Here is a 21186-nt window from a genome sequence, read left to right as displayed (position 1 = left end):
TGCTAATAAAAGGATAAGTAAGTGTAGGCAGGGAGGAAGAAACGATGAAGTTTAGTGAAAAAGGTGAACAATCATTTCAGCAGGTAAATCCGGTATTTGGCATTCATTTTCATGATTTTATTGACAGAGAAAGTGAAGCTTCATCCCTTGAATTGGCTTCTGAATTTGGTTTAACGCTTCGAGATATTCAGAAACTAAGAAAACAATTAGACCGCTCTTAACATGAAAGGTGCTTGACAACTGCTCATTTCATTCGTAATATAGAAAGCAATTGCTAAATTAAAATGAATGTATAACATTTTTATATTGATAAGCCAAAGATTGAGAAAAGTAGTAAAGATGACACATGGCTAGAGAGGAAATGTCTTAGGCTGAAAGCATTTCTACATGATGACTTTATGAAAGAACACTCAGGAGGCTTCACTCTGAAAAGGGAAACTTAGTAGGAGATGAACGTGTTCGTGCGTTAACGAAATGAGTGGAAACATGTCATATGTTTCAATTAGGGTGGTACCACGTGAGATTAACTCTCGTCCCTACTATGGAAAAATAGTAGAGGCGAGAGTTTTTTTGTATTGTAAATTTTAAATATAGGAGGCATATCACGTTATGTCAGTTCAAATACCTAGAGGCACACAAGATATTTTACCGGGCAAAGTAGAATATTGGCAGTTTGTTGAACAGCGAGCAAGAGAAATCTGCCGTGCGTTCAACTACCAAGAAATTCGTACACCAATGTTTGAACACACTGAATTATTTTTGCGCGGAGTGGGAGAAACAACAGATATCGTGCAAAAAGAAATGTACACATTTAAAGATCGAGGTGACCGCAGCTTAACGCTTCGCCCAGAAGGAACAGCTGCAGTTGGACGATCATTTGTTTCAAATAAAATGTTTGGAAATCCAACGCAGCCAACCAAGCTGTTTTATATCGGTCCTATGTTTCGCTATGAACGACCTCAAGCGGGACGTTTCCGTCAATTCGTTCAGTTTGGCGTAGAAGCATTAGGGGTAAATGATCCAGCTATTGATGCTGAAGTTCTTGCCCTGTTAATGAGCTTTTACCAATCGCTTGGATTGAAAAAATTAAAGTTGGTTGTTAACAGTTTGGGAGATACAGAAAGTCGTCAAGCTCACCGTCAAGCGCTTATTGACCACTTTGCACCTCGCATTGGAGAGTTTTGCAGCGACTGCCAAAGCAGATTGGAGAAAAATCCTCTTCGTATTTTAGACTGTAAAAAAGATCGTGACCATGAACTGATGGCTACAGCGCCGTCTATTCTTGATTATTTAAACGACTATTCAAAAGAATATTTTGAAAAAGTACAGCAGTACTTAACCGATTTAGACATTGACTATGTTGTAGATCCGACGCTAGTACGCGGGTTAGATTATTATAATCACACAGCATTTGAACTAATGAGTGAAGCAGAAGGATTTGGCGCCATTACAACTCTTTGTGGCGGAGGCCGTTATAATGGGCTGATTCAAGAAATAGGCGGACCTGAAACACCAGGTATCGGATTCGCTTTAAGTATCGAACGTTTATTATCAGCATTGGAAGCAGAAGGAATTGAGCTGCCGGTAGAAACAGGCGTAGATTGCTATGTAGTAACCATGGGCGATGAAGCAAAAGAAAAATCCGTTTCAATTGTAAATACGCTTCGACGTGCAGGCTTTGTAGCCGATAAAGATTATCAAGATAAAAAAATGAAAGCTCAGTTCAAAGCAGCTGATCGTGTACAAGCAAAATTTGTTGTTGTTCTAGGTGAAGATGAGCTAGCAAAACAAGTTGTAAACGTAAAGAATATGGAATCTGGCGAACAGCAAGAAGTATCAATTGATCAATTGGTCGGCTATTTGCAAGAACAAGTATAAGGGGGAACCATGATGACAAAACGTTCATACTACTGTGGAGATGTAACAGAACAAGCAACAGGTGAAACAGTTCTATTAAAAGGATGGGTTCAAAAACGCCGTGATTTAGGAGGATTAATCTTTATTGATTTACGCGACCGCGGCGGAGTTGTACAGGTTGTATTTAATCCTGAAAAATCTGCTGAAGCGCTAAAGATTGCTGAAGATGTACGTAATGAATTCGTACTGGAAGTGCAAGGAACTGTTGTAGCTCGTGAAGAGGGAACCGTTAACCCGAACTTGAAAACTGGTAAAATTGAAGTTCACGCTGAGCAGATTACGGTATTAAACAAAGCCAAAACACCTCCTTTTGCTATTGCGGATCAAACGGAAGTATCAGAAGATGTTCGATTAAAATATCGTTATTTAGACCTTCGACGTTCTGAGATGTTTAACACGCTTAAAATGCGTAATGACATTACAAAAACAATTCGTGACTTCTTAGATCAAAATGACTTTTTAGATGTTGAAACACCTATTCTAACGAAAAGTACGCCAGAAGGCGCACGTGATTATCTTGTGCCAAGCCGCGTGCACGAAGGAGAGTTTTATGCTCTTCCTCAATCACCGCAAATCTTTAAGCAGTTGCTAATGGTAAGCGGAGTTGAGCGTTACTATCAAATTGCTCGCTGCTTCCGCGATGAGGACTTGCGTGCAGATCGTCAGCCTGAATTTACTCAAATCGATATTGAAACATCATTTTTATCTCAAGAGGACATCATGACAATGACGGAAGAAATGATGTCTAAAGTAATGAAGCGTGTAAAAGATTTAGATGTAACGACGCCTTTCCCGCGCATGTCATATGATGAAGCGATGAGCCGCTACGGTTCAGATAAGCCGGATACACGTTTTGAAATGGAGCTAGTCAACTTATCAGAGCTTGTGAAAGACTGCGGGTTCAAAGTATTTAGCGCAGCAGTTGAAAACGGCGGAGAAGTAAAAGCGATTAATGTAAAAGGTGCCGCTTCTAGCTATTCACGTAAAGATATCGATGCTCTAACAGAGTTCGTGAAAATTTACGGTGCTAAAGGGTTAGCATGGCTGAAAGTTGAAGCTGACGGCTTAAAAGGACCGATTGCAAAATTCTTCAATGAAGATGAGCAAAAGCAATTTGCTGAAGCTCTTCAAACGGAAGAAGGAGATTTACTTTTATTTGTAGCTGATAAAAAGTCAGTTGTAGCAGATGCACTTGGCGCTCTTCGTCTAAAGCTTGCAAAAGAACAAGGAATTATTGATGAAACGAAATTTAACTTCCTATGGGTAACTGATTGGCCTCTTCTTGAGCATGACGAAGAAGACAACCGTTACTACGCAGCTCATCATCCATTCACAATGCCAGTTCGTGAAGATTTACCAATGTTAGAAAGCGATCCTGGACAAGTCCGTGCACAAGCATATGACTTAGTATTGAATGGTTACGAACTTGGCGGAGGATCTTTACGTATTTACGAGCGTGATATTCAAGAAAAAATGTTTAAAACGCTTGGATTTACATTAGAAGAAGCATATGAGCAGTTCGGTTTCTTACTTGAAGCATTTGAATACGGTACTCCTCCCCACGGCGGAATTGCGTTAGGCCTTGACCGTTTGGTTATGCTTCTAGCAGGACGCACAAACTTGCGCGATACAATTGCCTTCCCTAAAACAGCAAGTGCAAGCTGTCTATTAACAAACGCACCTGGTGAAGTAAGTGAGGCGCAATTAGACGAGCTTCATTTGCAGGTAAAAAAGCAAAAAACAGAAGCGTAATCGATTGAACCGTCTGTTAAATCGAGCCTGTCACTGGAACATGACAGGCTCGATTTTTTTGTTTTACTTATTAATTGCAAAGTGATTTTTTCTGTGATAAGATACTTTCAAGAACTAAATAGTCCTGATGTGTTCGTCCTTAATCCAGTTTTGACCGAACAATTTTTTGCTTGGGAGCTCGGAGTTTTTAACGAGCGTACATGCCCCATCTCGGGGACTTACAATGGTTAAAGCAGAGCACCCACCTGCCGAGAGCGGGTTCAAAACGAAGGCACTCGAGACGGCACGATCGGGACTAGCATACATATAAGAAATCCTCTATGTAATTATTTGCATAGAGTTTTTTTATGGATAAATAACGAATGCTCATGTTCGTTTTGCTAAAAATATGGTATAGTCAATTTCGTTGTTTATTTGAATTAATCATACACGTTGGTGTATTTAATAGAGGAGTGTTTTAACATGTTGCATCAGTTTTCGCGTAATGAACTGGCGATAGGAAAAGAAGGGCTAGCTACTTTAAAAGGCAGCACCGTTGCTATTTTAGGGATAGGAGGAGTAGGGTCATTTTCTGCTGAGGCTTTGGCTCGGTCAGGAGTAGGGCGTTTAATTCTTGTAGATAAAGACGATGTTGATATTACAAACGTAAATCGTCAAATTCACGCGCTGCTTTCTACGGTAGGTCAGCCCAAGACAGAATTAATGAAAAAGCGTATTTTGGATATTAACCCAGACTGTGACGTCGTTTCTCTTCAAATGTTTTATACGGAAGAAACGTATGAAGAGTTCTTTAGTTACAAACCGGACTTTGTAGTGGATGCATCCGATACGATTTCGTATAAAATTCATTTAATGAAAGAATGTTTAAAACGTGATATTCCGATTATTTCAAGTATGGGTGCTGCGAATAAAATGGATCCAACACGTTTTAAAATTGCAGACATTTCAAAGACACATACAGATCCGATTGCAAAAGTGGTTCGTACTCGTCTGCGTAAAGAAGGAATTCGCAAAGGAATTAACGTCGTTTTTTCTGATGAGCGTCCAATCGTTATTCGCGAAGAAGTTCGCAAAGAAGTAGGAAACGATCAAGCGCAAATTCGAAAAGCGAAAATGCCCCCATCTTCTAATGCTTTTGTTCCATCTGTAGCAGGATTAATTATGGGCGGTCATGTTATCAATGAATTATTAAGTGATATTAAAATTCGCCGCGTAGGTGATCAATAAAAAGAAGGCTATCGCAGCCTTCTTTTTTTTATGGAAATATCTGTTCTATTTATGCTTTGGATGGAATTTTCTGTTTGATATGTATAAAAAGTACTAATAAATTGAAAAATATGGCTTGAAGGTGGATTTACACTGTATTAAAAAAAGAGATTTATGTAAATTTATTTAACGATTTATTTACATAAAATTTACGTTTTGGCTTTCTTTCTTTTGTATCTTCTACAGTAATATTCAGAAAGTCTTATATATCAAGGGTTTTGATAGAAATAAGAAAAAATAAACCCCAAATAAGTAAGTTTACAGTAACTTAAAATTCAATTCATATAAAGACAACAATCTACTCGTATAATGTGTCTTGTACCTGTTGTTCGAGTACAAAGGACTAGTACTAATTACACATATATTTATTGGAGGGTAATGTAATGAAAACAAAGGGTTTTAAAGTAACATTAGCAGCTTTTTTAATGGTAGGAGCACTAGCAGCATGTGGTAAAGACGGAGCGAGCAACGACAGTGGTTCGGGCAGCAAAGAAGAAGTTTCAGGTACGTTAACAGCGGCGGGATCTACAGCTTTACAACCACTTGCAGAAGAAGCAGCGAATGGAATTACTGAAAAATATCCAAACCTTTCAGTAACGGTACAAGGCGGAGGTAGTGGAACTGGTGTTAACCAAGTAGCATCAGGAGCAGTTGACATTGGAAACTCTGACGTTCCAGCAGCCGATAAAATCGAAGATAAATCAAAAGCAGATAAACTTGTCGATACGAAAGTAGCGGGCATCGGGTTCGCACTTGTTGTAAATAAAGATGTAAAAGTAGAATCGTTAACAAAAGAGCAAATTCAAAAGATTTTCTCTGGTGAAATTAAAAACTGGAAAGAAGTTGGCGGAAACGACGAAAAAATCAACGTAATTAACCGTCCAGCATCATCTGGTACGCGTGCTACATTTGAGAAAACATTAATGGGTGACGCAAAAGTAAATGACAGCGTTGGTACAGCTCAAGATTCAAACGGAGCGGTTGAGCAATCAGTAAACTCAACGCCAGGAGCAGTAAGTTACCTTGCTATGTCGTATTTAATTGGGGATAAAAAAGAAAGTTTAAAAACGCTTAATATCGATGGCGTAGAGCCAACAACAGAAAACATTGTTTCTAAAAAATATCCGTTCTGGTCTTATGAGTACATGATTACAAACGGTGAGCCAAAAGATGGTGCAAAAGAGTACATTGACTATGTAGCTGGTAAAGATTTTGCTAAGCAAGTAGAAGATATGGGCTATATCCCAATGACTGAATTCAAAAAATAAGAGTGTTTTTAAAAAGAATAGGGCTGACTAACACAGTCAGTCTTATTCTATTTGAATGTTAATAAAGTATATAGCGAATAAAAAGAAAAGCGAATATATACTGAATATGTAAGGAGACAGAGCGATGAAGGGGAAAAAATCCATTAATTATGTAAAAAGCGAATACATTGGCCGTACGCTTTCTACATTTTGCGGTATTTTAATTGTACTTGTTACGTTAGCTATTATCGTATTTATTTGTGAAAAAGGCATACAGTCATTTTTACAAAGTAATATATCAATCGGTGAAATGTTGACTTCAACAAAATGGAGCCCAAACAATAAAGAATACGGGGCGCTTGTGTTTATACTGGGTTCCATGCTTGTATCAATCGGAGCCGTTATTATAAGTGCTCCAATTGGAATTGCTATCGCCATTTTTAACAACTATATTTCGCCTAAATTTGGGTCAACGGTTTTACGACCGGTTTTAGAACTTTTAGTCGGAGTTCCTTCAGTGGTATACGGTCTTTTAGGGGTTACCATTTTAGTACCGCTTCTTCGCGATAACTTCGGCGGAGTGGGCTTTAGTTTGATTGCCGGAATTATTGTCTTAAGCGTCATGATTCTTCCGACAATTGCAAGTATTGCTGACGATGCAATTCGAAGCGTAGCACCTGAATATTTAGAAGCTTCTTATGGACTAGGTTCAACAAGATGGCAGGCAATTAGCCGAGTCATTATTCCATCTGCTAAAACAGGTATTTTAACAGGTATCGTCTTAGGGCTTGCTCGCGCATTCGGAGAAGCGCTAGCTGTTCAAATGGTTATCGGAAATACGGTTAAGCTTCCTGAAAGCTTATATAGCCCAACCGCAACATTAACAGGTATTTTAACAATGGATATGTCTAATACGTTAAACGGAACGGCATGGAATAACGCATTGTGGACGTTAGCCATGATTTTACTGCTTATTTCTTTCGTGTTCATTTTAATTATCCGAGCAATTGGGAAACGAGGTGCTCATCAATGAGAAACAAAAATGCACGCACAGTAAATAATATATGGACAGGTATTTTTTATGGTATTGCCGCTCTAGTTGTTGCGCTATTAGTGTATTTAGTTGTTGAAATTATCGCTAAAGGCTGGGGATTTTGGGATCCGAACTTTTTATTTGGAAAGCCAAGCAATACGATGGCAGGAGGCGGTATCGGACCCCAGCTGTTTAACTCGTTCTACATGCTTGTTTTAACGCTGATCATTTCTATTCCTCTTGGTTTAGGAGCCGGAATTTACTTAGCGGAGTACGCGAAGCAAGGTCGTTTCTTAAATTTCGTCCGCTTGTGTATTGAAACAATGGCGTCGTTACCGTCCATTGTAGTTGGTTTATTTGGATTATTAATTTTCGTTACATTTTCAGGCTGGGGCTATACGCTTATCGGCGGAGCACTTGTGATTACGATTTTAAATTTACCGGGTTTAACGCGCGTATGTGAAAGTGCGATTGCATCTGTTCCTGCGAGTGTAAAAGAAGCAAGTTTAGGTTTAGGTGCGACTAAATGGCAGACAATTGTCAAAGTCGTCATTCCATCAGCAATTCAACAAATTATCACAGGCGTTATTTTAACAGCGGGACGAATCTTTGGAGAGGCAGCTGCGCTGATTTATACGGCTGGCTTAACGACGCCGATGTTAAATTCAAATGCTGACTTAACGAGTCCTGTAAACCCGTTTAATATTTTTCGACCAGCAGAGACGCTTGCCGTCCACATTTGGAAATTAAACTCTGAAGGAATCGTACCTGATGCAAGATTGATTGCAACAAAGTCAGCAGCTATTCTAATCATTATGGTTCTGTTGTTTAACATAGTCGCTCGTTTAGTCGCTAAACTTTTAGACAGCTACTTTAAAGGTTCAACAAAAACGAAAAAACGAAAAGACGTTAAAAGTGCAGCTTAATAGATAAAGACAAAAAAGAAAATGGCTTTGAAACTGAGCAACAGTTTCAGCCATTTTCTTTTTTTAATGTTTCTAAACGATTGAAAACTTTTGAAAAGTATTTTTCTTGTCCATTTTGTTTAGGATGAAAATATTGTTTGTTTTTGATGCGATCCGGTAAATACTGTTGAAGGACCCATCCGTTATCAAAATCATGCGGATATTGATATTTAACGCCTCGGCCAAGGTTCTCTGCTCCTTTGTAATGAGCATCCTTCAAATGAGGGGGAACGTCGCCGGACAACCCTTTTTTAATATCACTTATTGCTTCATCTAATGCTTTGTAAGCAGCGTTGGACTTCGGTGATAGGCAAAGCTCAATGACGGCGTTTGCAAGCGGAATACGAGCCTCTGGAAGTCCTAATCGCTCGGTTGCTTGAATAGCTGCTAGAGTTCTCATGCCAGCATCCGGATCAGCTAGTCCAATGTCTTCATAGGCAATGACTAAAAGGCGACGATTGATGCTGATCAAGTCTCCTGCTTCAATTAGCCGTCCTAAATAATGAAGAGCGGCATTTACGTCGCTGCCGCGAATTGATTTTTGAAAAGCCGATAATACATCATAGTGAGCGTCACCATTTTTATCATGTGAAAAATATTTTTGCTGCAGACATTCTTCTGCCGTTTGTAAGGTAATAACGATTTTACCATCGCTTTCACCTGTTGATAAAACAGCCAGTTCCAGAGCATTCAAAGCTGAGCGCACGTCACCGTTACAGCTGTTGGCAAAGTGGTTCATAGCATCATCTTCTATGATAATTTTTCTATCTCCAAATCCATTGGATGAGTCGTTGAGTGCTCTTGTTAGCGCCATTTTGATATCATCTGGCGTAAGAGATTTTAATTCGAAGATTTGGCACCTGCTTCGAATAGCAGGATTAATCGCGTGATAAGGATTGCTTGTTGTCGCTCCGATTAGAATGATCATGCCGTTTTCTAAATAAGGAAGCAAAAAGTCTTGCTTGGCTTTGTCAAGGCGATGCACTTCATCTAACAGCAGAATTACTTTGCCTGACATTTTGGCTTCTTCGGCGACAATTTCCATATCTTTCTTATTGTTTACAACGGCATTTAATTGACGAAACGCCGTGTTGGTTGTTTTTGCAATGGCTGTGGCAATTGTTGTTTTTCCAACGCCTGGAGGTCCATATAAAATCATCGAGCTTAAGTGATTTGCTTTTACCATTCGATAAATCATTTTATCTTTGCCAACTAAATGCTGCTGCCCAATAACGTCATCTAAATGAGTCGGACGCATTCGAAATGCGAGAGGTTTTGTAGCCATGTTTTTCTCCTTTCTTTTCTTTCACTGTATCACAAGAGGTGAATAGGTGGTGGAAATTTATCTTATAGGCATAGTATGTTATAATATCAGCAGTAACATTTGCAAGAAACGTGTATAGAGAAGTTCATATAGCTTAGTAAAAAACGACTCATCACAGCATTCAGTGACAACGTGAGGGTCTTATTTTTTTCATAAATAAAAAAGTGTATTGAAGGAGTGTATCGTATGAAAATTTCAACAAAAGGACGCTACGGTTTAACGATTATGATTGAGCTTGCAAAGCGCTTTGGCGAAGGTCCTATCTCGCTTAAGACTATTGCTCAAACCCACGATTTATCTGAACATTATTTGGAGCAGCTTATTTCACCGCTGCGTAACGCTGGGCTTGTAAAAAGCGTGCGCGGAGCTTATGGAGGTTACATCTTAGCACATGAACCTGCTAACATTACCTCTGGTGATATTATTTCTGTTTTAGAGGGTCCTATTAGTCCTGTAGAAGGAATTGAAGATGAAGAGCCTGCAAAACGCGAGCTGTGGATTCGTATTCGAGATGCGGTTAAAGAAGTTCTAGATAGTACGACGCTTGAAGATTTAGCAAATCATTCTGATGACGATCAAGCGTCTTATATGTTTTATATTTAATAATGAGCTAGGAGGCGTTTATTTTGGAACGTATTTATGTTGATCATGCAGCAACGTCTCCAATACATCCGGCAGTCGTTGAAAAAATGACGACTTTTATGCATGAGTACTTCGGAAATCCGTCTAGTATTCATCACTACGGGCGGGAGAGTCGACGTTACTTAGACGAAGCTCGCCAAACGATTGCAGCAAGTATTGGAGCACACGAAAATGAACTGATTTTTACAAGTGGTGGGACAGAAGCAGATAATATGGCACTGATCGGAGTAGCTCTCGCAAACCGCCATAAAGGAAATCATATTATTACCACGCAAATTGAACACCACGCTGTGCTTCATACGTGTGAATATCTAGAAACACAAGGTTTTGAAGTGACATATTTGCCGGTTGACGAGTATGGACAAGTATCCGTAGATGAAATAAAATCGGCCCTGACGAATCAAACAATTCTTGTCTCGGTGATGTTTGGAAATAATGAAGTAGGCGCTATTCAGCCAATTGGAGAAATTGGGGCTCTATTAAAAGAACATGGAGCATATTTCCATACGGATGCAGTGCAAGCTTATGGATTAATTCCGTTAAATGTGCAACAATTAGGTGTCGATCTTTTATCCGTTTCGGCTCATAAAATTAACGGACCAAAAGGGATGGGCTTTTTATATGCAGCTGCTCACGTTTCACTGTCTCCTTTACTATTTGGAGGAGAACAAGAGCGCAAACGACGAGCTGGAACTGAGAACATGACAAGTATTGTCGGGTTTGAAGAAGCTGTGAAAATTTCGCAACAAACGCTGCAAACACGTGCAGATGAATATAGAAGATACAAAGAAATAATGGTAGCTGTGTTGAAAGAAGAAGGTATTTCATTTGAAATTAACGGACATCTTGAAAATTCTCTGCCACATGTGTTAAATTTATCATTTCCAAAAACAAATGTTGAATCGATGCTCGTAAATTTAGACTTAGCAGGAATTGCGGCATCGAGCGGTTCAGCTTGCACAGCGGGAGCAATCGATCCTTCTCATGTGCTTGTTGCTATGTTTGGAAAAGGTTCTGAACGTTTAACAACTTCTATTCGATTTAGCTTTGGCTTAGGGAACTCTGCTGAGCAAATTGAAAAAACCGCACGTCAAACAGCAAACATCGTTAAGCGACTAACGATGTAAATAGCAGCCATCAGTAGGGTCTTCATCCCTCACTGATGGTTTGTGTCGTTTCTTTCGCTTTTTAGCGAACAATTTAATTAAAATGAAGAAAACGGAGGTGGCGAAGTTGACAAAATCACCTAAAGATACACGTGTAGTAGTCGGAATGAGCGGAGGCGTTGATTCATCTGTAGCAGCTCTTTTATTAAAACAACAAGGATACGATGTGATCGGAATCTTTATGAAAAACTGGGACGATACGGATGAAAACGGCGTTTGTACTGCGACTGAAGATTATAACGATGTTATTCGCGTATGTAATCAAATTGGTATTCCCTATTATGCAGTCAACTTTGAGAAACAATATTGGGATAAAGTATTTACCTACTTTTTAGATGAATATAAAGCAGGTCGTACACCGAACCCTGATGTAATGTGTAATAAAGAAATTAAATTCAAAGCCTTTTTGGAGCATGCAATGACGCTAGGAGCAGACTATCTAGCGACAGGACATTATGCACGCGTTGCGTACCGCGACGGGGAGTATAAAATGCTTCGAGGCGTAGATGGAAATAAAGATCAAACGTATTTCTTAAATCAATTAGGACAAGATCAGCTTTCAAAAGTAATGTTCCCAATTGGTGAAATTGAGAAATCAAAAGTGCGTGAAATTGCAAAAGAAGCAGGCCTTGCTACAGCAACGAAAAAAGACAGCACAGGTATTTGCTTTATTGGTGAACGCAACTTCAAGGAATTTTTAAGTCAGTATCTTCCTGCTCAGCCAGGTGTGATGCAAACGCTTGACGGCGAAGTGAAAGGCAAGCATGACGGTCTTATGTACTACACGATTGGTCAACGCCATGGTTTAGGCATCGGAGGCAGCGGCGAACCTTGGTTTGTAGTTGGAAAAGATTTAGAAAAAAACGTTTTATACGTCGATCAAGGCTTTCACAATGAGCTGCTTTATTCTACATCTCTTACAGCAACAAATATCAGCTGGGTCAGCGACCGTGACTGGTCGTCACCAATGACGTGCACAGCAAAATTCCGCTATCGTCAAACCGATTCAGCAGTAACCGTTGAAAAAGTCGATGATGATACAATTAAAGTTATTTTTGCTGAACCCGTGCGCGCAATTACGCCAGGTCAAGCAGTTGTGTTTTACAAAGATGATGAATGTCTTGGCGGAGCAACTATTGACAAAGTATTTCAAGAAGAAGAGCAAATTTGGTACGTATAATTCATATAAGCAAGAACGAAAAACCTCGGCTGTATATAGCTGAGGTTTTTCTATGATATACTCTAATTATTGGGTAAACTAACAACTTACATATTCTAGATTTTCATGACGCGAAAATCTTTTAAATCATAATTAAAACAGTGGAGTGAACAAAAAAATGACAGATAAAAATCAGCTAGGAATTCAGTATATGCAGGAAGGGAAATTTGAAGAGGCAGCTAAAACATTTTCAGAAGCAATTGAAGATAATCCAAAAGATCCGATTGTGTATGTGAATTTTGGTAATTTATTAGCGGCTGTTAGTGAAATGGACCGTGCTTTAAAATTTTATGAGCGTGCGATTGAATTAGATGAAGAAACGGCAACAGCTTATTACGGAGCAGGAAACATTTACTTTAACGCAGAGCAGCTTGAGCAGGCAAAGCACTACTTTGATTTAGCAATCAAAAAAGGCTTAGATTCATCCGATGCGTACTTTATGCTTGGTTTAACGCTGTTTCATATGGAAGAAATTCGTTTTGCGATGCCTTATCTTCAGCGAGCAGTCGAACTAAACGAACATGATGTAGAAGCAAAATTTCAGTACGGCCTTTGTTTAGCACAGCTGGAAATGGTAGATGAAGCGATTGCTGAATTTCTTAAGGTAGTCAATCAAGAGCCAGAACATGCCGATGCTTTTTATAATTTAGGCGTAGCATATGCCATGAAAGATGACAAAGACAAGGCGATTGAAATGTTAGATGAAGCTTTAAACGTGCAGCCAGATCACGTAATGGCAGCAAATGCCAAACAAGTTCTGTCTACATTAGAACATTAAGAAAGCGGGTAAAGGAAGGATAACATGAACGAAGAACAAGTGAACCCTTCACAGCCAGAACGTCATTATATAAGCGGCACGTCAATTGTAACGGTCTTTCATAACGAAGAAAACTTATATAACGTTACGCGGATACGGATCAAAAAAACAAATTTAGAGATTGAAGATAAAGAAACGGTTGTTACAGGCTATTTTCCTAAGTTGAATGAAGATGAAGTATACACGTTTTACGGGGACTTCAAAGAGCATCCAAAGTTCGGCCTGCAGTTTCATGTTGAACAGTTTAAAAAAGAACTTCCGCAATCAAGGCAAGGGGTTGTTCAGTACCTATCTAGCGATTTATTTCACGGAATCGGTAAAAAAACCGCTGAAAATATTGTGGACGCCCTAGGAGAACGCGCTATCTTTCGTATTTTACAAAATGAGTCTGTGCTAAAAGAGGTGCCGAGGCTTTCAGCCGACAAGGCAGAAGCTTTAGTCACTCAGCTTCGTGAACATCAAGGGTTAGAAGAAGTAATGGTAAAGCTGACGGACCTCGGGTTTGGACCGCAGCTTTCGATGAAGATTTTCCAAGCGTACAAACAAGAAGCGCTTGAAATTGTTCAAAATAACCCTTATCAGCTCGTAGAAGATATTCAAGGGATTGGTTTTAGCCGGGCCGATGAACTTGGAAAGAGACTTGGTATGGCAACCAATCATCCTGATCGTTTGCGTGCGGGTATTTTATACGTCATTGAGCAAGAATGCAATCAAATGGGACATGTATACGTCACGGCAGATCAGCTGTATGGAAAAACAGCAGAGCTTCTTCGGAAAAGCAGGCATGAGAATCTGTCTGAAATGGATCTTACAAGAGAAGTGGACGCATTAAAAGCAGACAAAAAGCTTATTATTCAAGACGAAAAAATTTATTTTCCTCCCCTTTTTTATGCTGAAAAAGGACTGGTTAAAGCTATTCAAACAATTATGGCTCAAACGCAGTACGAAGAGCAGTTTCCAGAATCAGAATTTTTACTAGCTCTGGGTGAGCTAGAAGAGCGATTAGACGTGCAATATGCACCGTCTCAGCGCAAGGGTATACAAACCGCTTTAATGTCTCCAATGCTTCTTTTAACAGGTGGACCAGGTACAGGGAAAACAACAGTTATTAAAGGAATAGTCGAACTCTATGCAGAACTTCATGGATGTTCGTTAAATCCAGGGGACTATAAAAAAGATGAAGCTTTTCCTGTTTTACTTGTCGCACCTACTGGACGAGCTGCTAAACGAATGAGCGAAGCGACGGGACTTCCGGCGGTTACGATTCACAGATTATTAAAATGGAACGGACAAGAAGGATTTGATCATAATGAGGAGAATCCAATTGACGGAAAATTACTGATTGTGGATGAAGTATCAATGGTAGATTTGTGGCTTGCTCATCAGCTGTTTAAATCTCTTCCTGCTAATTTACAGGTTATTTTAGTTGGAGACGAAGACCAGCTTCCTTCAGTAGGTCCGGGACAGGTGTTAAAAGATTTACTGAGTTCAGAAGTAGTTCCTACCGTCCGCCTGACGGATGTATACAGGCAAGCGGAAGGATCGTCAATTATTGATTTGGCTCATGAAATAAAAAAAGGAAAGCTTCCGGAAGACTTATCGAGGCAGCAAGGAGATCGTTCCTTTATTCGTTGTCAAGGACAGCACATCACAAACGTCGTGCAACAAGTTTGCGGGAATGCGTTAAAAAAAGGCTATACGGCTAAAGATATTCAAGTTTTAGCTCCTATGTATAAAGGTCCTACAGGGATTGATAAACTGAATGAAGTTCTTCAGGAATTATTTAACCCGGCTTCTGAGCAAAGAAGAGAGCTTAAGCACGGAGATATTACGTACCGAGTCGGAGATAAAGTGCTGCAGCTTGTAAATCAGCCGGATAGCAACGTATTTAACGGAGACATGGGAGAAATCGTCTCGGTTTTCTTTGCCAAAGAAAATACGGAAAAACAGGATATGCTGGTTATTTCATATGAAGGAAATGAAGTAACTTACACAAAGCAAGACTTTAATCAAATAACCCATGCATACTGCTGTTCCATCCATAAATCACAGGGAAGTGAATTTCCTATTGTTGTACTTCCGATTGTCAAAAGCTATTACCGAATGCTGCGACGCAATTTGCTTTATACCGCCGTTACGCGAAGTAAACAATTTTTAATTTTATGCGGCGAAGACGAAGCGTTTCAGCTTGGAGTCAGCCGAAATGAAGACAGCGTCCGACAAACGAACCTACAGCCCTTGCTTCGAGAAAGCTTAGATAACGATATAGAAGATCCCGAAATTCCATTTATGAAAGATGCAAATATTGGGATGGAAAACGTTACGCCGTATGATTTTATGTAACCTTTCGCATGCTAACAAAGAGTTAAATAAACTCCTTTGTTGCCATCCTTCTTTGCTAATTGTCAGAAAATAAAGTATGGACATGGAAAGAAGTGGACATAATGCGTTTATATAAGTAGAACGTATAAAGAGGTGTCGACTTTGTTTAAATGTCCAAACTGTAAAAGTATTGACGTTGGCAAAATTGGTGTAAATCAGTATTACTGCTGGAATTGTTTTATTGAAATGACTATTTCAAAAGGACAAATTAATACTCACCAAGTAGAAGAAGATGGAACATTGAGCTCGCTTGATGATTTGTTCTCAGACGACGAGCGTACAATCAATTTCTAATTCTTTTTTACCGGGAGGAAGAGCAATGGGCAGAATCATTCCGTCAGTAGTCGCTTTCGGTCTTGGAGCTTATGCATTTAAAATGGCAGATGATCGAGAGATGTTTACAAAAAGAAATATGAAAAAAATGCGTAAACGTATGATGAAAGCTATTCACTAATAAAAAAAGCACTATTGCACTGAGCTGCAATAGTGCTTTTTTACAGGCAGAAGAGACAACTGCATGTATAAACTCCTTTCTTTATCAAAAAATAGAAGAGAGGAGGAGTTTACGTTGAAAGATAGCTCATTCAAATGGTTCTATAGATTCGGCCTGCTGTTATTAGCGCTGCTGTGCATATTAGTCTTTTTTAAAGTTCAGTTTTTATGGCTTCCTGTTATTTACATGTTTTTAAAAGCACTGCTGCCTTTTTTTATTGCGGCATTCATTACATATTTACTTCATCCGCTTATTGAAAAAACCCATGACAAAGGCGTGCCTCGTCCTCTAGCTATTTTACTGATCTACATCATCTTTTTTGGAGGAATCGGATTTGGAGCCTATAAGTCGTACCCTATTTTTGTGGAACAAGTAAAAGATTTAAACGAGCAGCTGCCTCATTTTACGAATACATATAGACATTGGGTAGAATCGATTCATGATCGTACAACTTCACTTCCAAACGGTGTACATGAAAAAATTGAAGGCAGCATTGATGATGTAGAGGCTACGCTCAACGTGTGGCTTACAAAAGTGGCGGAAGGATTAAAATCATTGATTACCTCTTTTTTGATTTTAATCATTATTCCATTTATTGTTTTTTATATGCTAAAGGATTTTTCCTCTATTAAGAAAGCAACAGCTTATGTTACACCTAAAAAGTGGCACAAACCAGGCGAACGTTTTTTATCGGATGTGAATGAATCGCTCGGCAATTACATTAGAGGGCAATTTTTTGTTTGTCTCATTATTGGTGTGATTGCCACAGCAGCACTGTGGTTCTTTCATGTACCTTATGCACTTCTTTTAGGCTTTATTATTGGCGTAACGAATATCATCCCGTATTTTGGCCCGATTATTGGCGCGGTTCCAGCAGCTATTATTGCAGCCACAATCTCGATAAAACTGGTTATCACCATTGTGATTATTATCTTTGTGCTGCAGTTTCTAGAGGGAAATGTTCTGTCTCCGCTTATCGTAGGAAAGAGTCTTCATATTCATCCTTTGTTTATCATGCTTGCGCTCCTTTTAGGAGGAGAGTTTGGAGGAGTATTGGGTCTCATTTTGGCTGTGCCAATTTTAGCAGTCATTAAAATATCTATTTTGCATATCCGCTCTTATACGCTCAAACATTGACAAAGAGCGGTTAATTTGTCATAATATCGCCATAAGAAAACGCTACATATTTTGAACACAATGATGGATCGAGTACGTTGCACACTGGTTTTTAGAGAAGGGCTTCCTTGGCTGAAAGAAGCGCTAAACAAAGAGCAGCGGAACGCTAGTCCAGAGTGCAGGCTAAAACCTGCCGTGTCAGCAACGTTAACGCTATGAAGGTGATAAATGCTTTTGGCATTTATAATCAGGGTGGTACCGCGAGTTCAACTCTCGTCCCTGCTACAGGGATGAGAGTTTTTTTGTGTGCAAATAACTAGCAATTACTTTTGGACACAGGGAAAATAGATGCTTTTATGTCATCATTTTTTTGTCTATAAATAAGAAGAGTATTAAAGGAGGACCAATCATGAAAAAACTGACGTCAGCACAAGTTCGTCAAATGTATTTAGATTTCTTTAAAGAAAAAGGCCATGATGTAGAACCAAGCGCATCTTTAGTTCCGCATGAAGATCCATCTTTATTATGGATTAACAGTGGAGTAGCTACATTAAAAAAATATTTTGATGGTCGTGTTATTCCTCAAAATCCGCGTATTTGTAACGCACAAAAATCTATTCGTACAAACGATATCGAAAACGTAGGTAAAACGGCTCGCCATCATACGTTTTTTGAAATGCTTGGTAATTTCTCTATCGGTGATTATTTCAAAGAAGAAGCAATCCAATGGGCATGGGAATTCTTAACGAGCGATAAATGGATTGGATTCGACGCAGATAAACTATCTGTAACAGTTCACCCTGAAGATGAAGAAGCATTTAAGATTTGGAATGAAAAAATGGGCGTGCCTAAAGAACGCATCATTCGTTTGGAAGGTAATTTCTGGGATATCGGAGAAGGTCCGAGTGGTCCAAATACAGAGATCTTTTATGATCGCGGAGAAGCATATGGAAATGATCTAACTGATCCGGAATTATATCCAGGTGGAGAAAATGAGCGTTATTTAGAAATTTGGAACCTTGTATTTTCTCAGTTTAATCATAATCCTGATAATACGTACACGCCGCTTCCAAAGAAAAACATTGATACGGGAATGGGCTTAGAGCGTATGGTTTCTGTTATTCAAGATGTGCAAACAAACTTTGATACAGATTTGTTTATGCCAATTATTGAAGCAACTGAAAACATTTCAGGCGCTAAATATCGTACAAATGATGAGCAAGATACGGCATTTAAAGTCATTGCTGACCATATTCGTACGGTAACATTTGCTGTAGGTGATGGTGCGCTTCCTTCAAATGAAGGCCGTGGGTATGTGTTGCGCCGTTTGTTACGCCGAGCAGTTCGCTATGCTAAAAAGTTAAACATTAATCGTCCGTTCATGTACGAGCTAGTGCCGGTAGTAGGTGAAATCATGGTTGATTTCTATCCGGAAGTAAAGGAAAAAACGGATTTTATCCAGCGTGTAGTAAAAAATGAAGAAGAGCGTTTTCACGAAACGTTAAATGACGGACTAGCTATTTTGGCAACTGTTATTAAAAAGGAAAAAGCGCAAAACAGTGATACGGTACAAGGCGAAGATGTATTCCGTTTATATGACACGTATGGATTCCCTGTTGAATTAACGGAAGAATATGCAGAAGATGAGAACATGAAAATTGATCATGCAGGTTTTGAACGTGAAATGGAAGCACAGCGTGAGCGTGCGCGTGCTGCTCGTCAAGATTCTAGTTCTATGCAAGTTCAAGGCGGCGTACTTGGTGAAGTAACCGTTGCAAGTGAGTTTGTTGGCTATGATAAAAATGAAGTAAAAACAGTTGTTGAAGCAATTATTGTAGACGGTGAGCTTGTTGATCGCGCTGAGGCTGGAACAGAAGCGCAAGTCATCTTAAGCCACACGCCATTCTACGCAGAAAGCGGCGGTCAAATTGCGGACCAAGGCACGATCCAAAGTGCTTCAGGAACAGCTGAAGTAAAAGACGTTCAAAAAGCGCCAAACGGCCAAAATGTCCAAACGGTATCTGTAACAAACGGTGAGCTTGTAAAAGGTGAAACATATACGGCAACGCTTGATGAAGAAAACCGCAGTGCGATTGTGAAAAACCATACGGCAACGCATTTATTGCATCAAGCATTAAAAGATACGTTAGGAACGCATGTTAATCAAGCGGGTTCTTTAGTAACAGCGGATCGCTTGCGCTTTGACTTCTCTCATTTTGGTCAAGTGACACAGGAAGAGCTTGAGAAAATTGAACAAATCGTTAATGAAAAGATTTGGGACAGCATCTCTGTACAAATTGAAAACAAAGCAATTGACGAAGCAAAAGCGATGGGTGCAATGGCACTATTTGGTGAGAAATACGGAGATATCGTGCGCGTAGTACAAGTAGGCGACTACAGCTTAGAATTATGTGGTGGATGTCACGTGCCAAATACATCTGTTATCGGTTTATTTAAAATTGTATCAGAATCGGGAATCGGTGCAGGTACTCGACGCATTGAAGCTGTAACTGGAAAAGCTGCCTATCAGTTAATGAACGATCAAGTAGGCTTACTAAAAGAAGCTGCAGCAAAAGTAAAATCCAATCCGCGTGATTTAGTAGGACGCGTAGAAGGATTACTAGAAGAAATCCGTAACCTTCAGCGTGAAAATGATTCACTATCTACAAAGCTTGGCAATATTGAAGCTGGCAATCTCGTTGACCGCGTGCAAAACATTAATGGTGTGAATGTACTAGCAGCGAAAGTAAATGCAACGGATATGAATAACCTTCGTGCAATGGTCGACGATTTAAAACAAAAATTAGAATCTGCGGTGATCGTATTAGCTTCTCCACAAGGTGAAAAGGTAAATATTATTGCTGGTGTAACAAAAGATTTAATTGCTAAAGGCCATCATGCTGGCAAACTTGTCAAAGAAGTAGCGACGATTTGCGGCGGAGGCGGAGGCGGACGCCCTGACATGGCGCAAGCTGGAGGGAAAGACGCTAGCCAAATTGAAAAAGCACTTGGCACTGTAGAAGAATGGGTTAAATCCGTTTAATTCTCCTCTTTCTTGGTGTACAATATAAATAAGACTTAGCATAGTGCACAATGTGTTCACAAATTAAGAGAGTGAGGTGGGACCGTGAGTTCATTTGATAAAACCATGCAATTTAATTTTCAAGATGAGCCAGCTGAAACAAACGTACATGAAGTATTGTTTACGGTTTATGACGCACTGCAAGAAAAAGGCTACAACCCGATTAACCAAATCGTTGGGTATTTGTTATCAGGAGACCCTGCTTACATTCCTCGTCATAACGATGCGAGAAACACAATTCGCCAGTTAGAGCGAGACGAGCTCATTGAAGAACTTGTTAAATCTTATTTACAACAGCATCGAAAGGATTCATAAATGCGCGTATTAGGATTAGATGTAGGAACCAAGACAATTGGTGTGGCAGTTAGTGATGAAATGGGATGGACAGCGCAAGGAATTGAAACAATTAAAATTGCAGATGAGCAGATGGAGCAATCATATCCTCGTTTACAGGAGTTAATTGACGAATATTCCGTAGAGAAAATCGTAGTGGGTCTTCCTAAAAATATGAATGGTACGATTGGCCCTCGAGGCGAAGCGTGCATTGAGTTTGCTGACAACGTCAAAGAAAAACTTAACATTGAAACGATGATGTGGGACGAGCGCTTGTCGACGATGGCAGCGGAGCGAGTACTGCTGTCTGCCGATGTAAGCCGCAAGAAACGCAAAAAAGTAATCGATAAAATGGCAGCTGTTATGATTCTTCAAGGATACTTAGACAGCAAACAGTAAGAAAAGCAGCAGGCTTTGCCTTAGCTGACAAGT

General features: G+C 39.6%; 19 protein-coding genes, 1 other RNA gene and 2 other annotated features. Of the genes, 19 read left to right on the top strand and 1 reads right to left on the bottom strand.

Going from position 1 to position 21186, the window contains the following annotated elements:
- Positions 1–44 precede the first annotated feature (44 nt).
- The 8 genes from ACO1DI_RS07790 (at position 45) to pstA (ending at position 8141) form a co-directional block, all read left to right on the top strand.
- The gene (locus ACO1DI_RS07790) at positions 45–221 is read left to right on the top strand and encodes a hypothetical protein (protein ID WP_013059305.1); all 177 of its coding nucleotides are present in this window, start codon (positions 45–47) and stop codon (positions 219–221) included.
- A gap of 87 nt (positions 222–308) precedes the next feature.
- Positions 309–541: a binding site (T-box leader), on the top strand.
- Between the two features lie 68 nt (positions 542–609).
- A complete protein-coding gene (hisS, locus tag ACO1DI_RS07785; protein ID WP_014458141.1) occupies positions 610–1878 on the top strand; it encodes a histidine--tRNA ligase in 1269 nt (422 codons plus the stop codon).
- 12 nt (positions 1879–1890) lie between these two features.
- On the top strand, positions 1891–3669 hold the full coding sequence (aspS, locus tag ACO1DI_RS07780) for an aspartate--tRNA ligase (protein WP_013059303.1): 1779 nt from the start codon (positions 1891–1893) through the stop codon (positions 3667–3669).
- A 118-nt stretch (positions 3670–3787) separates the two neighbouring features.
- Positions 3788–3969: non-coding RNA, 6S RNA (ssrS, locus tag ACO1DI_RS07775), on the top strand.
- 162 nt (positions 3970–4131) lie between these two features.
- Positions 4132–4896, top strand: a complete 765-nt coding sequence (locus ACO1DI_RS07770; protein WP_098626985.1) for a tRNA threonylcarbamoyladenosine dehydratase — start codon at positions 4132–4134, stop codon at positions 4894–4896.
- Positions 4897–5318: 422 nt separating this feature from the next.
- Positions 5319–6203 (top strand): phosphate ABC transporter substrate-binding protein PstS family protein, encoded by an 885-nt coding sequence (locus ACO1DI_RS07765; protein ID WP_014458144.1) that lies wholly within the window; start codon positions 5319–5321, stop codon positions 6201–6203.
- A gap of 124 nt (positions 6204–6327) precedes the next feature.
- Positions 6328–7215 (top strand): phosphate ABC transporter permease subunit PstC, encoded by an 888-nt coding sequence (pstC, locus tag ACO1DI_RS07760; RefSeq protein WP_013059300.1) that lies wholly within the window; start codon positions 6328–6330, stop codon positions 7213–7215.
- A complete protein-coding gene (pstA, locus tag ACO1DI_RS07755; protein ID WP_014458145.1) occupies positions 7212–8141 on the top strand; it encodes a phosphate ABC transporter permease PstA in 930 nt (309 codons plus the stop codon). The genes pstC and pstA overlap by 4 nt, the downstream gene beginning before the upstream one ends.
- A gap of 46 nt (positions 8142–8187) precedes the next feature.
- On the opposite strand, the gene ACO1DI_RS07750 is transcribed toward pstA, so the two are convergent.
- On the bottom strand, positions 8188–9465 hold the full coding sequence (locus tag ACO1DI_RS07750; protein ID WP_014458146.1) for a replication-associated recombination protein A: 1278 nt from the start codon (positions 9463–9465) through the stop codon (positions 8188–8190).
- Positions 9466–9690: 225 nt separating this feature from the next.
- Here ACO1DI_RS07750 and cymR point away from each other — a divergent pair, with 225 nt between their 5' ends.
- The 11 genes from cymR (at position 9691) to ruvX (ending at position 21153) form a co-directional block, all read left to right on the top strand.
- Positions 9691–10107 carry a cysteine metabolism transcriptional regulator CymR gene (gene cymR, locus ACO1DI_RS07745; RefSeq protein ID WP_013059297.1) on the top strand — a complete coding sequence of 139 codons (417 nt, stop codon included), beginning with the start codon at positions 9691–9693 and terminating at the stop codon, positions 10105–10107.
- Between the two features lie 23 nt (positions 10108–10130).
- Complete coding sequence (locus ACO1DI_RS07740; RefSeq protein WP_042991874.1) at positions 10131–11273, top strand: cysteine desulfurase family protein; 1143 nt, start codon at positions 10131–10133, stop codon at positions 11271–11273.
- A 106-nt stretch (positions 11274–11379) separates the two neighbouring features.
- A complete protein-coding gene (gene mnmA / locus ACO1DI_RS07735) occupies positions 11380–12492 on the top strand; it encodes a tRNA 2-thiouridine(34) synthase MnmA (protein WP_014458148.1) in 1113 nt (370 codons plus the stop codon).
- Positions 12493–12649: 157 nt separating this feature from the next.
- The gene (locus ACO1DI_RS07730) at positions 12650–13309 is read left to right on the top strand and encodes a tetratricopeptide repeat protein (RefSeq protein ID WP_013085089.1); all 660 of its coding nucleotides are present in this window, start codon (positions 12650–12652) and stop codon (positions 13307–13309) included.
- 24 nt (positions 13310–13333) lie between these two features.
- Complete coding sequence (locus tag ACO1DI_RS07725) at positions 13334–15691, top strand: ATP-dependent RecD-like DNA helicase (RefSeq protein ID WP_423145190.1); 2358 nt, start codon at positions 13334–13336, stop codon at positions 15689–15691.
- A 141-nt stretch (positions 15692–15832) separates the two neighbouring features.
- Positions 15833–16024 carry a hypothetical protein gene (locus tag ACO1DI_RS07720; RefSeq protein ID WP_013059292.1) on the top strand — a complete coding sequence of 64 codons (192 nt, stop codon included), beginning with the start codon at positions 15833–15835 and terminating at the stop codon, positions 16022–16024.
- A 25-nt stretch (positions 16025–16049) separates the two neighbouring features.
- Positions 16050–16184, top strand: coding sequence for a YrzQ family protein (locus tag ACO1DI_RS07715; protein ID WP_013059291.1), 135 nt, complete (start codon positions 16050–16052; stop codon positions 16182–16184).
- 114 nt (positions 16185–16298) lie between these two features.
- Positions 16299–17360, top strand: a complete 1062-nt coding sequence (locus tag ACO1DI_RS07710; RefSeq protein ID WP_013059290.1) for an AI-2E family transporter — start codon at positions 16299–16301, stop codon at positions 17358–17360.
- 51 nt (positions 17361–17411) lie between these two features.
- Positions 17412–17623: a binding site (T-box leader), on the top strand.
- 125 nt (positions 17624–17748) lie between these two features.
- The gene (gene alaS / locus ACO1DI_RS07705; RefSeq protein ID WP_116742518.1) at positions 17749–20382 is read left to right on the top strand and encodes an alanine--tRNA ligase; all 2634 of its coding nucleotides are present in this window, start codon (positions 17749–17751) and stop codon (positions 20380–20382) included.
- 84 nt (positions 20383–20466) lie between these two features.
- The gene (locus tag ACO1DI_RS07700) at positions 20467–20736 is read left to right on the top strand and encodes an IreB family regulatory phosphoprotein (protein ID WP_013059287.1); all 270 of its coding nucleotides are present in this window, start codon (positions 20467–20469) and stop codon (positions 20734–20736) included.
- Entirely contained in the window at positions 20737–21153 is a 417-nt protein-coding gene (gene ruvX / locus ACO1DI_RS07695; protein WP_014458155.1) for a Holliday junction resolvase RuvX, read from the top strand. It abuts the gene before it with no gap.
- Positions 21154–21186 lie beyond the last annotated feature (33 nt).

The organism is Priestia sp. 40 (genome assembly GCF_049368575.1).
In the GTDB taxonomy this organism is placed as follows: domain Bacteria; phylum Bacillota; class Bacilli; order Bacillales; family Bacillaceae_H; genus Priestia; species Priestia zanthoxyli.
Note: the sequence above shows the minus strand (reverse complement) of the source record. Positions and strands in the feature narration are given on the sequence as shown.

Excerpts from the sequence above, each read along its gene's own strand:
- ACO1DI_RS07790 (WP_013059305.1), top strand. The coding sequence starts at position 45 with ATGAAGTTTAGTGAAAAAGGTGAACAATCATTTCAGCAGGTAAATCCG.
- hisS (WP_014458141.1), top strand. The coding sequence starts at position 610 with ATGTCAGTTCAAATACCTAGAGGCACACAAGATATTTTACCGGGCAAA.
- aspS (WP_013059303.1), top strand. The coding sequence starts at position 1,891 with ATGACAAAACGTTCATACTACTGTGGAGATGTAACAGAACAAGCAACA.
- ACO1DI_RS07770 (WP_098626985.1), top strand. The coding sequence starts at position 4,132 with ATGTTGCATCAGTTTTCGCGTAATGAACTGGCGATAGGAAAAGAAGGG.
- ACO1DI_RS07765 (WP_014458144.1), top strand. The coding sequence starts at position 5,319 with ATGAAAACAAAGGGTTTTAAAGTAACATTAGCAGCTTTTTTAATGGTA.
- pstC (WP_013059300.1), top strand. The coding sequence starts at position 6,328 with ATGAAGGGGAAAAAATCCATTAATTATGTAAAAAGCGAATACATTGGC.
- pstA (WP_014458145.1), top strand. The coding sequence starts at position 7,212 with ATGAGAAACAAAAATGCACGCACAGTAAATAATATATGGACAGGTATT.
- ACO1DI_RS07750 (WP_014458146.1), bottom strand. The coding sequence starts at position 9,465 with ATGGCTACAAAACCTCTCGCATTTCGAATGCGTCCGACTCATTTAGAT.
- cymR (WP_013059297.1), top strand. The coding sequence starts at position 9,691 with ATGAAAATTTCAACAAAAGGACGCTACGGTTTAACGATTATGATTGAG.
- ACO1DI_RS07730 (WP_013085089.1), top strand. The coding sequence starts at position 12,650 with ATGACAGATAAAAATCAGCTAGGAATTCAGTATATGCAGGAAGGGAAA.
- ACO1DI_RS07725 (WP_423145190.1), top strand. The coding sequence starts at position 13,334 with ATGAACGAAGAACAAGTGAACCCTTCACAGCCAGAACGTCATTATATA.
- ACO1DI_RS07715 (WP_013059291.1), top strand. The coding sequence starts at position 16,050 with ATGGGCAGAATCATTCCGTCAGTAGTCGCTTTCGGTCTTGGAGCTTAT.
- alaS (WP_116742518.1), top strand. The coding sequence starts at position 17,749 with ATGAAAAAACTGACGTCAGCACAAGTTCGTCAAATGTATTTAGATTTC.
- ruvX (WP_014458155.1), top strand. The coding sequence starts at position 20,737 with ATGCGCGTATTAGGATTAGATGTAGGAACCAAGACAATTGGTGTGGCA.